This window comes from Tardiphaga sp. vice304, assembly GCF_007018905.1.
Classification (GTDB): Bacteria; Pseudomonadota; Alphaproteobacteria; order Rhizobiales; family Xanthobacteraceae; genus Tardiphaga.
Genome location: NZ_CP041402.1, coordinates 1397996 through 1414276, shown reverse-complemented (window position 1 = coordinate 1414276; position 16281 = coordinate 1397996). Strand labels below are relative to the sequence as shown.

At 64.4% G+C, this 16281-nt stretch carries 15 protein-coding genes; 3 read left to right on the top strand and 12 right to left on the bottom strand.

Going from position 1 to position 16281, the window contains the following annotated elements; all coding sequences use genetic code 11:
* Window positions 1-24: 24 nt before the first annotated feature.
* Together FNL56_RS06685 and FNL56_RS06680 are read right to left on the bottom strand one after the other, a co-directional pair.
* Complete coding sequence (locus tag FNL56_RS06685) at window positions 25-1026, bottom strand: ABC transporter substrate-binding protein (RefSeq protein WP_246661545.1); 1002 nt, start codon at window positions 1024-1026, stop codon at window positions 25-27.
* Window positions 1027-1178: 152 nt separating this feature from the next.
* The gene (locus tag FNL56_RS06680; RefSeq protein ID WP_143581849.1) at window positions 1179-2432 is read right to left on the bottom strand and encodes a D-amino acid dehydrogenase; all 1254 of its coding nucleotides are present in this window, start codon (window positions 2430-2432) and stop codon (window positions 1179-1181) included.
* 160 nt (window positions 2433-2592) lie between these two features.
* On the opposite strand from FNL56_RS06680, the gene FNL56_RS06675 reads away from it, so the two are divergent.
* Window positions 2593-3063, top strand: coding sequence for an Lrp/AsnC family transcriptional regulator (locus tag FNL56_RS06675; protein WP_143572065.1), 471 nt, complete (start codon window positions 2593-2595; stop codon window positions 3061-3063).
* Window positions 3064-3196: 133 nt separating this feature from the next.
* On the opposite strand, the gene FNL56_RS06670 is transcribed toward FNL56_RS06675, so the two are convergent.
* From FNL56_RS06670 to FNL56_RS06625, 10 genes are all read right to left on the bottom strand, one after another.
* Window positions 3197-3532 (bottom strand): Rieske (2Fe-2S) protein, encoded by a 336-nt coding sequence (locus FNL56_RS06670; RefSeq protein ID WP_246660883.1) that lies wholly within the window; start codon window positions 3530-3532, stop codon window positions 3197-3199.
* Entirely contained in the window at window positions 3522-4226 is a 705-nt protein-coding gene (locus tag FNL56_RS06665) for an ABC transporter ATP-binding protein (RefSeq protein ID WP_143581848.1), read from the bottom strand. Before FNL56_RS06665 ends, FNL56_RS06670 begins: the two co-directional genes overlap by 11 nt.
* The gene (locus tag FNL56_RS06660; RefSeq protein WP_143572062.1) at window positions 4219-5016 is read right to left on the bottom strand and encodes an ABC transporter ATP-binding protein; all 798 of its coding nucleotides are present in this window, start codon (window positions 5014-5016) and stop codon (window positions 4219-4221) included. Before FNL56_RS06660 ends, FNL56_RS06665 begins: the two co-directional genes overlap by 8 nt.
* Window positions 5013-6050: a branched-chain amino acid ABC transporter permease gene (locus tag FNL56_RS06655; protein WP_143577620.1), complete on the bottom strand. Its 1038-nt coding sequence runs from the start codon at window positions 6048-6050 to the stop codon at window positions 5013-5015. Before FNL56_RS06655 ends, FNL56_RS06660 begins: the two co-directional genes overlap by 4 nt.
* Window positions 6047-6919, bottom strand: a complete 873-nt coding sequence (locus FNL56_RS06650) for a branched-chain amino acid ABC transporter permease (RefSeq protein WP_143572060.1) — start codon at window positions 6917-6919, stop codon at window positions 6047-6049. The genes FNL56_RS06655 and FNL56_RS06650 overlap by 4 nt, the downstream gene beginning before the upstream one ends.
* Before the next feature lie 137 nt (window positions 6920-7056).
* Window positions 7057-8211 (bottom strand): ABC transporter substrate-binding protein, encoded by a 1155-nt coding sequence (locus FNL56_RS06645; RefSeq protein WP_143572059.1) that lies wholly within the window; start codon window positions 8209-8211, stop codon window positions 7057-7059.
* Window positions 8212-8284: 73 nt separating this feature from the next.
* On the bottom strand, window positions 8285-9490 hold the full coding sequence (locus FNL56_RS06640) for a xanthine dehydrogenase family Fe-S subunit (RefSeq protein ID WP_143572058.1): 1206 nt from the start codon (window positions 9488-9490) through the stop codon (window positions 8285-8287).
* Window positions 9487-10320 carry an FAD binding domain-containing protein gene (locus tag FNL56_RS06635; protein WP_143572057.1) on the bottom strand — a complete coding sequence of 278 codons (834 nt, stop codon included), beginning with the start codon at window positions 10318-10320 and terminating at the stop codon, window positions 9487-9489. The genes FNL56_RS06640 and FNL56_RS06635 overlap by 4 nt, the downstream gene beginning before the upstream one ends.
* A complete protein-coding gene (locus tag FNL56_RS06630; RefSeq protein ID WP_143572056.1) occupies window positions 10317-12698 on the bottom strand; it encodes a xanthine dehydrogenase family protein molybdopterin-binding subunit in 2382 nt (793 codons plus the stop codon). The genes FNL56_RS06635 and FNL56_RS06630 overlap by 4 nt, the downstream gene beginning before the upstream one ends.
* Window positions 12699-12728: 30 nt before the next feature.
* Window positions 12729-14006: an amidohydrolase/deacetylase family metallohydrolase gene (locus FNL56_RS06625; protein WP_143572055.1), complete on the bottom strand. Its 1278-nt coding sequence runs from the start codon at window positions 14004-14006 to the stop codon at window positions 12729-12731.
* Between the two features lie 135 nt (window positions 14007-14141).
* Between FNL56_RS06625 and FNL56_RS06620 the strand changes: the two genes are divergently transcribed.
* Complete coding sequence (locus tag FNL56_RS06620) at window positions 14142-14651, top strand: MarR family winged helix-turn-helix transcriptional regulator (protein WP_143572054.1); 510 nt, start codon at window positions 14142-14144, stop codon at window positions 14649-14651.
* Window positions 14652-14849: 198 nt separating this feature from the next.
* A complete protein-coding gene (locus FNL56_RS06615; protein ID WP_143581847.1) occupies window positions 14850-16262 on the top strand; it encodes a cytosine permease in 1413 nt (470 codons plus the stop codon).
* Window positions 16263-16281: the final 19 nt, after the last annotated feature.

Genomic DNA, 16281 nt, shown 5'->3' with positions numbered 1-16281 from the left:
TAGCAATAACCGTATTCACTGGGATCAACGGACGTCCGCGAGGTAGCGATCGGTGAAGCCCTTTTGCGCGAGCTCCATCTTGCCCCAGTCGACGCTCTTGGCACGAGCGTATTCGCTGTCCGGCAGGAACTTGGCCTTGACCGCTTCCGGCAGCTCGATCTTGCGAGCCGGGCGCAGATAGGCGTTGGTCCAGATCGCCTGACCCTTGTCGGACAGCAGATAGTCGATGACCTTCTTGGCCTTGTCCTTGTCCGGCGCGTTCTTCACGAGGCCGACGACGTACGGAAACACCACAGAGCCTTCGCAGGGAATGACGAACTCGAAATTGCCCTTCTCGGAGTATTTCGCGCGGTAGGCGTTGAAGTCATAGTCGAACAGGATCGGCAGTTCACCCGACACGACGCGGGCGTAGGACGTCTGCTTCGGCACGATCGGATCGTTCTTCTTGAGGTCCTTGAAGAACTTCAAGCCTGGCTCGAAATTGGTATCGGAGCCGCCGAGCGCCAGATTGACGGCGACTGCGCCGACATAGCCGACGGCCGCGGACGACGGATCGAGATAGCCGACCATGCCCTTGTAGGCGGGCTTCAACAGATCAGCCCAGCATTTCGGCACCGGCGCGCCGCCCAGCGCGTCCTTGTTGACGAAGAAGCCCAGCGTGCCGGAATGGATCGTGGTCCAGTACCCCTCCGGGTCCTTCAGGCCGGCATCGACCTGATCCCAGCCCGCGGGCTTGTAGGGCTCCAGCGCGTCCTGTGCCTTGGCCTTCATGCCGAAGGTGACGCCGAAATAGCCGATGTCGCCGACCGGGTTGGCCTTCTCGGCAATGATCTGCGCCAGCGCCTGCCCGGAATTCTTGTTGTCGTGCGGCATGTCGATGTTGAGATCGGCCTTGACCGCCTTGATCATCGACGCCCAGTCCGCCCATTCCGGCGGGCAATTGTAGCAGATCACGTCGGCAGCGCGGGCTGCCGGCGATGCCGCGATGAACACGGCAGCGGACAGCACGAAGGCAAAACGATTCAGGGTCACGACAGTTCTCCATCGAAAGGAAAGGCCATCGAGCGATCGAAATACGCAGCGCGGCTTACGTCGCTTCCATTATCGGCGACCCATGAAAGATTTGTGACAAAGCGATCCGGGCCGTCATGACGCAGACGAAGACGTCGCAACGGCCGCTATTGGTAGCGATGCAGGTTGAAATCGTCGGCTTTGATATCCGGCGTGCGGCCGACGATCTGGTCTGCGAGCACGCGCGCGGCGCCGCAGGCCATCGTCCAGCCCAGCGTGCCATGTCCGGTATTGAGAAACAGGTTCGGATAGCGCGCAGCGCCGATGATCGGCGGACCATCCGGCGTCATCGGCCGCAGACCGCTCCAGAACTCCGCCCGCGACAGATCGCCGGCGCCCGGAAACAGCTCGGTCAGCGAGCGGTCGAGCGTGACCTTGCGGTCAGGATACAATTTGATCTCGTAGCCGCTGAGTTCGGCGGTGCCGCCAACGCGGATGCGGTCGCCCAGCCGCGTGATCGCGACCTTGTAGCTCTCATCCATCACCGTCGATTGCGGCGCGGCGGCCTCATTCACGATCGGCACGGTGATCGAATAGCCCTTGACCGGATAGACCGGAATCTTGATGTCGAGCGGACGCAGCAACAGCGGCGAGAAGCTGCCGAGTGCCACGACGAACGTATCCGCGGTGAACACGCCCTTGTTGGTGGCGACCCGCGCGATGCGACCGCCGGCGACGTCGACCGATGTGACATCGATTCCATACTCGAACTTCACGCCGAGCCCGGCGGCCACTTCGGCGAGCCGCTGGGTGAACAGATGGCAATCGCCGGTCTCGTCATCCGACAGCCGCAGCCCGCCAACGAAGCGATCGCGGGTCGCGGCGAGGCCCGGCTCGGCGCGCACGCAGCCCTCGACGTCCAGCACTTCGAACGGCACGTTGTATTGCTTGAGCACTTCGATATCGCCGCCGATGGCGTCGAGCTGGTACTGCTTGCGGAACAGCTGCAGCGTGCCCTGGCTGCGCTCGTCATAAGTGATACCGATATCGGCGCGCAGCGCGCGCAGGCAATCGCGGCTGTATTCGGCGATCCGCACCATGCGCGACTTATTGACGGCGTAACGCGCCGCTGTGCAGTTGCGCAGCATCTGGAACATCCAGCGCCACATCGCCGGATCGGCCTGCGGACGGATCACCAGCGGGCCATGCTTGTCGAGCATCCAGCGCACCGCCTTGACCGGCACGCCCGGCCCGGCCCAGGGCGACGCATAGCCCGGCGAGACCTCGCCGGCATTGGCAAAACTGGTTTCGAGCCCGGCGCCGGGCTGTCGGTCGAGTACCGTGACGTCGCAACCGGCCTTGGCGAGGTAATAGGCCGAGGTCACGCCGATCACGCCGGCGCCGAGAATAACGACTTTCATGGGAGCATTCCTGGAGGGTCGGTGGGGTCACCGGCGGTGGAACCATCATGTCAGCTCCAACGCGGCGGTTCCCGGCGTTCTGGGCCTCAAAACCCCCTCATTGCGCAGGATTTCGGCTTCAGTTAGACCAGATTCGGGATTTTTCACCGAAGGCCTGACCATGACGCACGACTCATTCGATCTGAAGATCTTGGGCGAGTTGGTCAAGGACGCCCGAGTCAGCCAGGTGCAGCTGTCCGAACGCGTGGGGCTGTCGCCGACCGCCTGTGCGCGGCGGCTGATCCAGCTCGAGGAGACCGGCGTGATCCGCGGCTATTCGGCCGAGATCGATGCCAGCCAGCTCGGCTTCATGATGACTGTGCTGGTCAACATCACGCTGGAGCGGCAGAGCGAGGATGCGCTGGCTGCGTTCGAGAAGGAAATCAGCAGATGCCCGGATGTGGTGTCGTGCCACCTGATGTCGGGCAATGACGATTATTTGGTCCAGGTGCAGGCGCGCGACATGGCGGACTACGAACGCATCCACAAGCTGCATTTGTCGCGGATGCCCGGCGTGTCGCGGCTGCATTCCAGCTTCGCGATGCGCAGCGTAGTGAAACGCAGCATCTCGCCGGCAGCGCTGGCGGGTTGAATCGAGCCACAGCCGTCATTGCGAGGAGCCCTTGCGACGAAGCAATCCAGTTCTTGAAGAGTTCGCGGCCTTCTGGATTGCCGCGTCGCTTCGCTCCTCGCAATGACGTTGGGGGTTGGCCGGTGCGAGCCGCTCAGGATTGAACTATTCCGACGAGGTCCACCTGCACCTCGCCATTCTCAATCCGCACCGCATAACGCCGCAGTGCCCGGCTGGACCAGCCGGGCGAGATCCGCCCATCGATGAGGTCGAACCAGGCCTGATGGCGTGGACAGTGCAACCGGCCATCGGTCACGCGGCCGAGGCTGAGATCGGCCTGCTCGTGCGGGCAGGCGCGCTCGCAGGCATAGAGCCGGTCGCCGTCGCGGATTACCAGCAGCGCCACGCCGGCCGCCTTCGTGCAGATCATCGGCTGATCGCGCAGCCGCTCGGCTTTGCAGACGACGACCCAGCCCGGCTCAGCCGCCAAGATAGGCCCGCCGGACATGCTCGTTCTCGATAAGGTCGTGGCCCGCGCCGGACAGCACCACGCGGCCCGCCTCCAGCAGATAGGCGTGATCGCACATCTCCAGCGCCGCGAAGGCGTTCTGCTCGACCAGCAGCACCGTGGTGCCGGCATCACGTATGGCGCGGATGATCGCGAAGGTGCGCTCGACGATGTTGGGCGCCAACCCGAGCGAGGGCTCGTCGAACATCACCAGACGCGGACGCGACATCAGCGCGCGGCCGATCGCCAGCATCTGCTGCTCGCCGCCGGACAGCGTGCCCGCCGCCTGCTTGCGGCGCTCGGCGAGGCGAGGAAATTCGCCGTAGATGCGGTCGCGGTCAGCGTTTATCTCTGAGGTATCCGAGCGCAGGTACGCGCCCATGTCGAGATTTTCTGCCACCGTCATGTGCGGGAACACGCGACGGCCTTCCGGACAATGCGCGATCCCCTTCGTCAGTACCTTCTGCGGGCTGGCGGAGGTGATGTCCTCGCCCTCGAAAATCATGCTGCCGGAGCGCGGCGGAACGAGTCCCGAGATCGCACGAAGAGTCGTGCTCTTGCCGGCGCCGTTGGCGCCGATCAGCGCCACCAGCTGCCCGGCCTTCACGGACAGGGTGATACCGCGCAGCGCGGTGATCTGGCCGTAGCCGCAGACCATGTCCTGGATCTCAAGCATGCGCGGCCGCCTTCTTTCCGCTCTGGCCAAGATAGGCTTCGATCACCGCGGGATCGTTGCGGATGAATTCGGGCGTGCCCTCGGCGATGATGCGGCCGTAGTTCAGCACCACGATGCGGTCGGAGACTTCCATCACCATCGGCATGTCGTGTTCGACAAGCAGGATGGTGACGCCGCTGTCGCGGATCGATCGGATCAGTTGCACGAAGGTGTGGGTTTCCGATGCGTTCATGCCCGACACCGGTTCGTCGAGCAGCAGCATTTTTGGCTGCGCCGCCAAGGCCAGCGCGACGCCGACCAGGCGCTGCTCACCGTAAGACAACGAGCCCGCGAGATCGTTGGCGCGGGCTTCGAGCCCGACCCGCGACACCAGCTCGGCGGCGCGCTCGCGCAGCAGCCGCTCCGAGGCCCGCGCCTTGGGCAGGCCGAGGATCGCGTTGAGGAGGCCGAGCTTGCCCTGGCGGTGCAGGCCGATCAGCACGTTGTCGAACACGGTGTCGCGCGGAAACACCGATGTGCGCTGGAAGGTGCGGATCAGGCCGAGATCGGCGATCTCGTGGGATTTCAGACCGCGCAATGGCACGTCACGAAACTTCACCGCGCCCTTGGTCGGGGTGAGAAAGCCGGTCATCAAATTGAACGCGGTGGTCTTGCCGGCGCCGTTCGGGCCGATCAGGCTGAGAATTTCGCCTTCGCCGACGCAGAAGTTGAGATCGGACAGCGCGACGAGGCCGCCGAACTGCATGCCGACATGATCGACGCTGAGGATGGTTTCGCGGGCCACGGTCATGCGCCCTCCTCCACGGCGTTTACAGACTTCCGCGACGTACTTCCCTTCTTGCGTTCCAATCCAAGCAGGGGCGCCAGCCTAGGCACGATGCCTGATGGCAGCACGAACAGGATCACGATCAGCACGCAGCCATAGGTGATCCACTGCGCCTCCGGCGGCATGATCGGCCGCAGGAACACCGGCAACAGGCCGAAAATGACGCCGCCGACCACAGGACCGGCGAGCGAGCCCTTGCCGCCGGAGACGACCATGATCACCATGGTCACCGTCGAGATGAAGGTGAAGACATCGGGATCGATGATGCGGATGTAATGCGCATAGAGGCTGCCGGCGGCCCCGGCGATGCCGGCCGAGATCACAGCCGCCAGCGTCAGCGTCTTGGTGACGTCGATACCGACGGCGACCGCGAGCGTCTCGTTCTCCATCAGACCACGCATGGCGCGCCCGTAATGCGAATGCACCAGCCGCGCAATCAACAGATACGACAGCGCGGCAACCGCGAGCACCAGATAATAGTTCTGCAATTTCGTTTTCAGCACCAGATAGCCGAGGCCCGGCAGGCCGATGGTGATGGAGGGAATGTTGGTCAGCGCCAGCGGGCCCTGGGTGAGATCGACCCAGTTCAGCGCCACCAGCCGGACAACTTCGGCGAACGAGATGGTCACGATGACGAAATACGCGCCGCGCACGCGGAACGACAGCCGGCCGACGAGATAGCCGCAGAAGCCGGCAATGACGATCGACAGCGCGAAGCCAGCAATCGGTGGCCACGGCACATGGACGATGTGGAAGTCGCCAACAATCGGCACGTCGAAGCCGAGCGAGGTCAGCGCGCTGACATAGGCGCCGATGCCGAAGAAGGCGATATGACCAAGGCTGAGCTGGCCCGTGAAGCCGAGCAGCAGGTTGAGGCTCATCGCGCCGATAATAAAGATGCCGGTGGTGATCAGCGCGTTCAGCAGATACGGGTCCGTCAGCCACAGCGGCAGCGAGATGAAAGCGGCGAAACAGAGGAGCGTGGCGAGCCGGTTCATCCGACGCGCTCCGCGCGGGCGAACAGCCCGGTCGGCTTGAAGATCAGCACGGCGATAATGATGAGGAAGCCCATTGCGTCGCGATAGCCCGACGACACGTAGCCCGCGCCGAGTTCTTCGGCGAGCGCCAGGATGAAGCCGCCAATCACCGCGCCGGTGATGTTGCCGAGGCCGCCGAGGATGACGATGGCAAAGGCCTTCACGGCGGCGAGGTCGCCCATCTGCGGGAAGATGACATAGACCGGGCCGAGCAGTGCGCCGGCGGCAGCCGCAAGGCTGGAGCCGATCGCGAAGGTCGAGGTGTAGATCCAGCTCACATTGACGCCCATCAGCGCCGCGGTGTCGTGATCCTGGAAGGTGGCGCGCATCGCCTTGCCGAGCTTGGTGCAGTTGATCAAGAGGTAGGCGATGACGATCAAGAGGGCCGCGGCGGCCAGCACGAACAGCCGCAGCCACGACACCGAGACGGGGCCGATAACCAGCGGCGCATCGGGAAACGGGTTGTCGACGGATTTCGCCACGCCGCCCCAGATCCAAAGCGCGCCGGACTGCATCGCGATCCAGGCGCCGATCATCACCAGCATGGTGGTGTCGATGTCGGAGCCGCGCAGCGGCCGCAGCAGCACGATCTCGATGGCTGCCCCGAGCAGCCAGCCGGCCACGATCGACAGCGGCAGCGCGAGAAAGAAGTTCACGCCGAGCTGATGCACAACGATGAACATCATGTAGGCGCCGAAGGTGTAGAGCACGCCGTGCGTGAAGTTGACGACGTTCATGATGCCGAAGATCAGCGTCAGCCCGATGCCCAGCAGCGCATAGGTGCCGCCGAGCACCAGCGTGTTGAGGAGATGTTGCAGAAGCTGGTCCAAAGGGAGATCCTTATGGTCATTCCGGGGCGCGGGCGGCGCTAGCCGACTGCGAGCCCGGAATCCCGAGTTGTTTTGAACATATCGAGGTTCCGCGTTCGCTCGCGCTGATGCGCTCGCGCCCCGCAACGACAGTTTTATCAGAGCGTCTTCATGCCGACTTTGCCGTCGGTGATCTCGATCAGATACACGTTGGGAAAGCTCTGGCCGCTCTCCTGGCCGGCGGGGCCGGACTTCTTGAACACGATGTCGCCGTTCAGGCCCTTGATGTTGATCTCCCAGAGTGCTGCCTTGATCGCGGCGGGCTCGGCCTTGCCGGCCTTCTCGATGGCCGCTGCCGCAGTGCGGATGCCGTCATAGCCGCGGAAGCTCTCGGTCACGCCGGCGAATTCGAAGCCGCGCTTCTTCCACTCGCCGATGAAATAGTTGGTGGCTTCCGGGTTCGGCGTCTTGTCGGGATACCACGGCAGGAACGTGGTCAGATGCATCGTGCCGTTGGCGGCAGCACCCGCCTGCGCAATGATCTGGTCGGGATTCTGCGAACCGCCGGTGGTGATGATGCGCTTCCTCAGGCCGATGGCGGCGGCCTGCTTGAAGATCAGCGTGAGCTGATCGACCGCGGTGGTGACGATGATGGTCTCTGAGTCAGTCGCCTTGAGCTTGGAGAGCTGCGCGCTCATGTCCTGCGCCGACTGGTCCATGGTCTCGACCTGACCGATGACAATGCCGTGCTCCTTCATCATCTTGCCGAAGTCTTCGGCGGTGCCGCGGCCCCAGTCGTTGTTGATGACCAGGAAGTCGGCCTTCTTGATCGCCAGCTTGTCGATGATCTTGCTGAAGGCAGCGCCCTCGACCGCCGACGGCGGCGAGATGCGGAAGATGTAGGGATTTCCCGAAGTGGTTATCTTGCCGGCCGAGGAGGTCTCGACCACCATCGGCACTTCATATTCCACGAGCTTGGGCATCACGGCGAGCGTCAGGCTGGAGCCCCAGGCGCCCATCATTACGGGGACCTTGTCGCGCGTGATCAGCTTCTCGGCGACGGCCGCGGCTTCGGTCGGGTTGCTCTTGTTGTCCTCGATGACCAGCTCGATCTTCTTGCCGAGCACGCCGCCCTTGGCGTTGATCTCGTCGGCGGCGATCTTGGCGCCATTGACGACATAGGTGCCGGACGCGGCGAAGGCGCCGGTCAGGGGCTCGTTGACGCCGATCTTGATGGTTTGCGCGTGCGCCGCGCCGTCGAACAGCGCGAGCGCCAGAGCGATCGCAGGTACGGCCTTGAAGCTTCGTGTCATGTCATTCTCCCGGTGAACGCTGGTGAAAGTCGCGCAGTGCAAACCTCGCCGCCCCGCATGCGGATGCGTCGATTCATGATGCCGTGTCTCCGCGGCCGGTGATCCGGTGCAACATTCGCGCCGCGCGGTCCCGCAGCAGCCCGAATACCAGCGAAATTCCGTTGAGCTCGGCGACCGGCGCCGCCGATGCGCAGGCATCGCCCGACAGCTTGCGATCGAGGTTCTTCGCGAATTCAGCAACCAACCTTGCCGCGAGATCGCGCACCAGGCCGGAGCGGCCGATTTGCGCCAGCACGCCGGTCAGGCTGTAGCCGATCGAAAGTTCGACACGCGTGGCCGCACCGTCTTGAAGCGACAGCAGTTTGTAGCGGATTTCGCCCTGCGTCTGCGAGCGACTGCGCTGGTCGATACCGATGCCGAGGATGCGGCCGGACAAGGTCGCCGGATCGCTCTCGACGCGCGCCGCGCCGTTGAAGTTCGCGGAGATCGGGCCGATCTTGACGCGGATTGCGCCCTCGACGCGCTCCGGCACCGGCGTTCCGGTCAGCGAAGCTCCCGGCAGACAGGATGCGACGGCGGCGATATCGTCGAACATCGCAAACACTTTGGCCGGCGGATGCGCGACGTCGAAAGACTGGTCGAGCACGGTCGACGGCGTGAAGTCGGGAATGACCAGGGGCGCGACCGCACTGCGCTGCTCCACCGGCGCGAGCCGTGGCTTCTTAGTCTCATGTGACGAGTTGCAGGTCTTGTGACCCGACCCGACCGGCCCCAGCAGCTTGCGGCCCGCATCCGGCTCCGGCGCAATGTCGCGAGCGCGGCGATCGGCGATCACCGAGCGCACCGCGTTGACGATGCCGACATAGCCGGTGCAGCGGCACAAATTGCCGCTCATGCCGACGCGGATGGCCTGCTCGTCAGCATCCGGCAGCCGCTTCACCAGATCGCGCGCCGCGACCAGCATGCCCGGCGTGCAGTAGCCGCATTGCAGCGCATGTTCGCGGCTGAAGGCCGCGCGCAGCTCGATCGCGATCTCGTCGTCGTCAAGGCCTTCGATGGTAGTAACTTCGGCGCCATCGCAGGCGACTGCATAGGTGATGCAGGAACGCGCCGGCACGCCGTCGAGCAGCAGCGTGCAGGCGCCGCAGACGCCGTGCTCGCAGCCGAGATGGGTGCCGGTAAGATCGCGCTCGTCGCGCAGGAAATCGGCGAGGCTGGTGCGCGGCTCGACCAGCGCCTGGACGGTGCGGCGGTTGACCGTGAGTTCGATATTGTTCATGCCGCGGCCTCCGCGATGGCTTTGCGCAACACGGCGACATGGATGTGGCGGTCAGCAGCGTCGCTGATGCCGGCCTTCGACAACAGCGCGTCCGCGACGCGCGGATCGAATGTGTTGCCAAACTCGCCGTCGATTCGACCGCCGAACAGTTCAGCGGCCTCGTCGATCACGATTGGCGCGGCTTCGACGGCCCCGATCACAATGCGCGCCGTGGCCGCGGCGGGATCGATCAACACCGCGCCGATGGCGTGGGCAAACTCGCCGGTCTTGCGGCAGGCCTTCACATAGGCCCAGCGCGCCGACGCCGCCATGGCCGGAACGCGCACGGATGCGATCATCTCGCTGGGCATCAGCACGGTTTCGAGCGCGCCGACGACAAAGTCCTTCATGGCGACGTTTCGCACGCCGCGCGCGCTTTGCAGCGTCAGTGTGGCGCCCAGCGCCGACAGCGCCGACACCCAGTCCGCGCTGGGATCGGCATGGCTGAGCGAACCGCCGATCGTGCCGCGGTTGCGCACCGCGCGGTAGGCGATGGCCGAGGCGACGCGCTGCATGGCGCCGCGGGTGACGTCCGGGATACGGCCGTCCTCGATGTCGGCATGCGTGACGCAGGCGCCGATCACCAGTCCGTCACCGACGCTCTCGACTTGCTTCAACTCTTCGAGCCCGGCGATATCGACCAGCAAGTCGGGCGCGACCAGGCGCAAATTCAGCATCGGCCCGAGCGATTGCCCGCCGGCGATGATTTTCACCACACCGTCGCCCGCCATCGCGGCAAGCGCTGCCGAAAGATCGCGCGGACGCTCATAGTCAAAGGGTGCCGGCTTCATGCCGCCGGCCTTTGCGCGTCACGGGCTTCGAGGATCGCAGACATGATGCGGCGTGGCGAGATCGGCGAATGCAACAGTTCGACGCCGAGCGGACGTAGCGCGTCATTGATCGCATTGCCGATCGCCGCCGGCGGTGCGATGGCGCCGCCCTCGCCGATCCCCTTGACGCCGAACTTGGTGTAGGGCGACGGCGTCTCCATATGGTCCATCCGCGGCGAGGGCACTTCGGTCGGGCCCGGCAACAGATAGTCGGCGAGCGTGGTGGCGAGCGGCTGGCCCGCAGCATCGAACGGCATTTCTTCGTACAGAGCGGTGCCGATGCCCTGCGCGAGACCGCCAAAGATCTGGCCGTCAACGATCATTGGATTGACCAGCACGCCGCCGTCCTCGACGATCACGTAGTCCAGAATTTCGACGTCGCCGAGATCGGGGTCAACAGCGACGATCACCGCATGGGCAGCATAGCTGAAGGTGCCGGAATCGCGCTGCGGCTTGTAGCCGGACGTGGTCTCCAGCCCGGCGGGATCGACATCGCCCGGCAGATCCTGCGGGCGGCGATACCAGGTGTGCGCGATCTCCTTCAGCGTCACGCTGCCGCTGGCGCCGCGGACCTCGCCATCGGTCAGGACGACGTCGGCCTCGTCGAGTTGCAGCAGCTTGGCGCCGATCTTTTTGGCGCGCTCGGCGAGTTCGGCGCAGGCGGTGGCCACCGCGCCGCCGGCCATCACCATTGAGCGCGAGCCCCAGGTGCCGGTCGAATACGGCGTCATCGCGGTGTCGCCATGTACCACGCGCACCTTGGCGACCTCGACGCCGAGCATTTCATGCGCGACCTGCGACAGCGTGGTCTCCATACCCTGGCCGTGCGAATGCACGCCGACGCGCAGTTCGAGCCCGCCGTCCGGCGTCAGCCGCGCGGTGGCCTGTTCGTGGCCCGGCACCATCGGGATGCCCCAGCCGGAATAGACCGAGGTGCCGTGCGCGGCCTGCTCGCAGAAGATCGACAAGCCGACGCCGATCAGCCGGCCATCGGCCTCATGCCGGCGCTGCCGCGCGCGCACCGCATCGACGTCGATCATCTTCAGCGCACGCCTCATCGCTTGCGGATAGTCGCCGCTGTCGAAATGCTTGTTGGTGATGTTGTCGAACGGCATCTGCTCCGGCTGCACCAGATTGCGCAGGCGCACCTCGCCGGGCTCCAGCCCCGCTTCGGCCGCGACCAGATCGAGCATCAGCTCCAGCGCGAAGCAGACGCCGGTGCGGGCGACGCCGCGGTACGGCAGGATCGGGCACTTGTTGGTGGCCACCGAATAGGTGCGGCAGCGATAGGCCGGCATCAGATAGGGCCCCGGCAGGATGCTGACCACCTGCGCCGCCTCCAGGCAGGCCGAAAACGGATAAGAGGAGTAGGCGCCGGAATCGACGGATGCCTCGCAGTCGATGCCGCGCAGCTTGCCGTCGCGGTCGGCATAGACGGTGATCTTGTAGTGGTGCTCGCGACAATTGGCCGACGCCACCAGATGCTCGCGGCGGTCCTCGATCCAGCGCACCGGATGGCCGCGCTTCATCGTCAGCCACGACAGGCAGACTTCCTCGGGCAACAAAATGCCCTTGTGGCCGAAGCCGCCGCCGACATCCGGCGAGACGATGCGGATCTGGCCCTGGTCGATGCCCAGCGTATCCGACAGGCCGTTGCGCACGATGTGCGGCATCTGGCTGCCGGTATAGAGCGTGAGCTGGTCGAGCCGGTGATCGAAGGTGGCCACCACGCCGCGGCCTTCCAGCGGCGACATGCATTGCCGGGAGGTCGAGATCTCGCGCGTCACCTTGATCGGCGCGTCCAGCGCGCCTGCGATATCGATCTCGAAAAAGCTTTCGAGAAAGATATTGTCGCCCCAATGCTCATGCACGAGCGGCGAGCCCGGCTCGCGCGCTTGCAACATGTTGTGCACAGCGGGCAGTTCCTCGAGATCGAGCGTCACGGAGGCAGCGATATCCTCGGCCTCGGCGCGCGTCGGCGCCACGCACATGGCGATGAGCTCGCCTACCTGGCGGATCTTGCCGGTGGCGAGGATCGGCTGCTCCGAAATCTTGAAGCCGGGCAGTCCTGTAATGGCGCGGATCGGTTTGACGCCGTCGAGATCCGCTGCGGTGAACACCACGTCGCGATAGCGCTCCGGCACATGGATGGCGCGGATCCGGGCATGCGCCACCGGACTGCGCACGAAGGCGACATCCTGCAATCCAGCAAGGCGAATATCGGCAACGAACTGTCCGCGGCCGCGCATCAGGCGATCATCTTCCTTGCGCAGCACGCGCGCGCCGACGCCCTGCCCTTCGGCAGGCGCATCCGACAGAGGTTTGCGCATATCACTCATAGGTAGACCCTGCTCTCTCATGGGCACCGCTTACGCGGCGACCGCCTCGGGCAGGATCGACGCCACCGCATCATGGCGCACGCCGGCGCGCAGGCAGAACAGCGGCTGCATCAGCCCGTCCGCCACCACTTCGGTATTCTCGTTGTCACGCAGGATGTAGCGGCCCGGCTTGGTCGTGATCACCGAGACGTCGGCATCCACGCCGACCTTCAAGGAGCCGACCGTGTCCGACAAGCCGATCATCTTCGCCGGATTGGACGTCACCATCGGCACCACCTGCTCCAGCGTCAGGCCGAGCGCCATCATCGAGCTCATCGCCTGCACCAGGCTGAACTTGGCCTGACCTGCAAAGGGATGGTTCTCCTCGTCTTCGTGCTCGTCCGGTGTGCCGGCCGGCGCGGGGACATGGGTGTTGTAGCCATGGATGTCGGCGCCGAGCGTGTTCGGCACGATGCCGGCGGCGATCGCCTTCTTCGCCAGGCGGTAGGAGAAGTGGCTGCCGTGGCCGACGTCGATCTTGAGGCCGCGATCGATCGCAGCCCTAATCACCGGATGCACCTCGCCCTCACGATTGACGAAACCGCCGGGATGCCGCGTGAAGGGATGCGCCAGCACGTCGCCTTCCTTGAGCAGAGGGATCACGCGCTCCAGGATGGTGTCGACGTCCTCGCCATTGGTGCCGCTTTCCGGCAGGCCCCAGAGCTGGCCGAAATGCACATAGACCGGCAGTTCGGTCTGCTTGCCGATTTCCGCCGCCATTTCCAGCACGCGAATGCCCCAGCGCGCAAAGCCGCCGATTTCGGCATGCGCCTTGATACCGCGCACCAGATCGCGATTAGCCAAAGCGGATTTCACGGTGGCGTCGATATCGACGCCGTCCGGGCTGTACAGATTGGGATAGAAATGGCCCTCGAGCCCGCCGACCAGATAGGCCGACAGGAAGGCATAGACGCGCGATTTGGCGGGCTCGGCAATGAAGTGACGAAAGCCCGGCAATGTCATGCAGGACGGACCGCCCTGATCGATCAGCGTGGTGACGCCCGATTGCACGCCCACCATGTCGGGATTCATGCCGAAACGCCCCGAGACATATTGATAGACATGCGCGTGGGTGTCGATCAGGCCCGGCAGCACCAGCTGGCCGGTGACGTCGACCACTTCCTTCGCGCTGGTCGGCAAGATGTCGGACTGCACGGCCGCGATCTTGCCATTGCGGATGGCGACATCCTTCAGGCCGTCGATGCCCGAGGCCGGATCGATGACGCGGCCGCCGCGCAACAGCAAATCAAAAGTGGCGGTGACGGACATGACGGTCTCCTCTTACTTAACGGCAGGCTCTGCAGGTCTGCTTCAAATGCGAAGCATACTTCGTATTTTACAAAAGCAAAGACCATGCCATAAGAAACCGATGCTGCGTTTGCGAAGCCGAACGATCAGGAGAGCATGTTGCCATCAGCCAAACCGCCAAGCGACCGGATTGCGCCCAAACCCGCGCACCGCCCCTGGCCGCTGCAACAAAGGCCCGGATTTCTGATCCGCCGGTTGCATCAGATCCACGTCGCGCTGTTTCAGCAGGCCTGCGCCAGCTTCGACGTGACGCCGCTGCAATACAGCCTGCTGTCGGCGCTTGCAGGGCGCGGCGCGGCAGACCAGACTACTTTGGCTGCAGATATTGCTCAGGATCGCACCACCACGACGGGCGCACTGAAGCGACTGGCCGCGCGCGGGCTCGTGGAACGCACGATCGACGGCAATGACCGACGCGCCCAACTGTGCCGGCTGACGCCATCGGGCGCCGCCCTGCTCGCCCGCCTGGAAACGCCGGCGCGCGACGCCCATCGCGCCACGCTCGGCCGGCTAAGCAGGAAGGAACAGGCCGTCTTCATCGCGATGATGCAGCGAATAGTCGCAGAGCAAGCGACTGACGGCAGCGACGGGACGAGCGACCACTGAACTCTGCAACGCTCGCTTGGACCGATTCGACGCAAGGCGTGGCTACAAGATGGGCAGCTTGCTTGGCAAACAGCACACAGTTCGATGCACGCTCGGCGTGTTGAACCGATCGCTCATTTCCTGATCAGACGCATGCGCTACTCTGGTACAGTTCTTGCTGATCGCTTTCGCCGGTAGTTTTCATCAGCGGGGGCGAGCATGACGAATTCCGAGTTGCGGGCCGACATTCACAGCATCGAACCCATTCCCGACGCCGACCGGGATTCCACCGGACCGCAGCAAATGTGGATCTGGGCCGGCGCCAACATCGCGCCGGTGAACTGGGCGCTCGGCGCGCTCGGCATTATTCTCAAGCTCGGCCTGCTGGAAACGATCGCCGTGATCGTGATCGGCAACCTGATCGGCTGCGCAATCTTCGGCGCCTTCACGGTGATGGGCCACAAGACCGGCGTCAACCAGATGGTATTGAGCCGTGCCGCCTTCGGCCGTCGCGGCGCCTATCTGCCGAGCCTGCTGATGTTCCTGATGACGCTGGGCTGGATCGGGGTCAACACCTACTTCCCCGCCAAGATCTCGATGGCCATCCTCGCCCAGTTCGGCATCAGTGACACCTGGACCGCGAACTTCCTCGTCATCACCCTCGTGATGGTGCTGCAGGTGATGATCGGCATCTATGGCTTCTATGCCATCCGTACCTTCGAGAAGTACACCGTGCCGGCGACCGTGGCGATCATGGTGCTGATGAGCATCCTGGCCTGGAGCCAGGCCGGCGTCGTCAATTGGGGCCTCAAGACGTCGCTGGAGCCCGGCGCGCATCTGGCGATGCTGACGCTGCTGATGACCGCCGTCGGCGTCGGCTGGGGAATCTCGTGGGTGACCTGGGCCTCGGACTATTCGCGCTTCGTGCCGCGCACCATCTCCTCGAGACAGGTCTTCTGGTACAGCTACATCGGCATGTTCGTGCCCTCGGTGTGGCTCGCTGTCCTCGGCGCTACCATCGCGTCGGTAACGCTGGATGCCGATCCGGCCAAGATGGTCAGCGCGGTGTTCGGCGGCGTTGCCGCGCTGCTGGTGCTCTTGATGGTTCTGCATGGGCCGATCGCCAGCAACATCCTCAACGTCTATTCGGCGGCGCTGGCGGCGTTGAGCATGGGCCTCAAACTGTCGCGCACGGCGCTGGCGCTGATCGTCGGTGTCGCCGGCTATGCGGTGACGATCTACTTCATCTCTGCGCCGTCTTTCGCCAAGGCGTTCGACAACTGGCTGATCAGCCTGTTGATGTGGATGAGCCCCTATGCCGGCGTGATCCTCGCGGACTTCTTCGTGAAGCGGAAGGGCGTGATCGACGTCGCCGAACTCTACAAGTCTCCGCAGACGAGCGCCTATGGCGATATCAATTGGAGCGGAATGATCGCCTTCGGCGTCGGCTTGGTCGCCGCATGGCTGTTTCAGGACGGGCTGGTGCCGACGCTGCAGGGACCGATCTCGATCAACCTGCTGGGCGGCGCCGATTTGAGCTGGCTGGCCGGGATTCTGGTGGCGGGCGGTGTTTATCTTGCGATGGACAAGTACGCTGCCACGGCGCCGGCGATCGCGAGCCCGGCGGAGTAAACACCTCCCGCACCACCTT

Excerpts from the sequence above, each read along its gene's own strand:
- FNL56_RS06680 (WP_143581849.1), bottom strand. The coding sequence starts at position 2,432 with ATGAAAGTCGTTATTCTCGGCGCCGGCGTGATCGGCGTGACCTCGGCC.
- FNL56_RS06675 (WP_143572065.1), top strand. The coding sequence starts at position 2,593 with ATGACGCACGACTCATTCGATCTGAAGATCTTGGGCGAGTTGGTCAAG.
- FNL56_RS06665 (WP_143581848.1), bottom strand. The coding sequence starts at position 4,226 with ATGCTTGAGATCCAGGACATGGTCTGCGGCTACGGCCAGATCACCGCG.
- FNL56_RS06660 (WP_143572062.1), bottom strand. The coding sequence starts at position 5,016 with ATGACCGTGGCCCGCGAAACCATCCTCAGCGTCGATCATGTCGGCATG.
- FNL56_RS06655 (WP_143577620.1), bottom strand. The coding sequence starts at position 6,050 with ATGAACCGGCTCGCCACGCTCCTCTGTTTCGCCGCTTTCATCTCGCTG.
- FNL56_RS06645 (WP_143572059.1), bottom strand. The coding sequence starts at position 8,211 with ATGACACGAAGCTTCAAGGCCGTACCTGCGATCGCTCTGGCGCTCGCG.
- FNL56_RS06640 (WP_143572058.1), bottom strand. The coding sequence starts at position 9,490 with ATGAACAATATCGAACTCACGGTCAACCGCCGCACCGTCCAGGCGCTG.
- FNL56_RS06635 (WP_143572057.1), bottom strand. The coding sequence starts at position 10,320 with ATGAAGCCGGCACCCTTTGACTATGAGCGTCCGCGCGATCTTTCGGCA.
- FNL56_RS06630 (WP_143572056.1), bottom strand. The coding sequence starts at position 12,698 with ATGAGTGATATGCGCAAACCTCTGTCGGATGCGCCTGCCGAAGGGCAG.
- FNL56_RS06625 (WP_143572055.1), bottom strand. The coding sequence starts at position 14,006 with ATGTCCGTCACCGCCACTTTTGATTTGCTGTTGCGCGGCGGCCGCGTC.
- FNL56_RS06620 (WP_143572054.1), top strand. The coding sequence starts at position 14,142 with ATGTTGCCATCAGCCAAACCGCCAAGCGACCGGATTGCGCCCAAACCC.
- FNL56_RS06615 (WP_143581847.1), top strand. The coding sequence starts at position 14,850 with ATGACGAATTCCGAGTTGCGGGCCGACATTCACAGCATCGAACCCATT.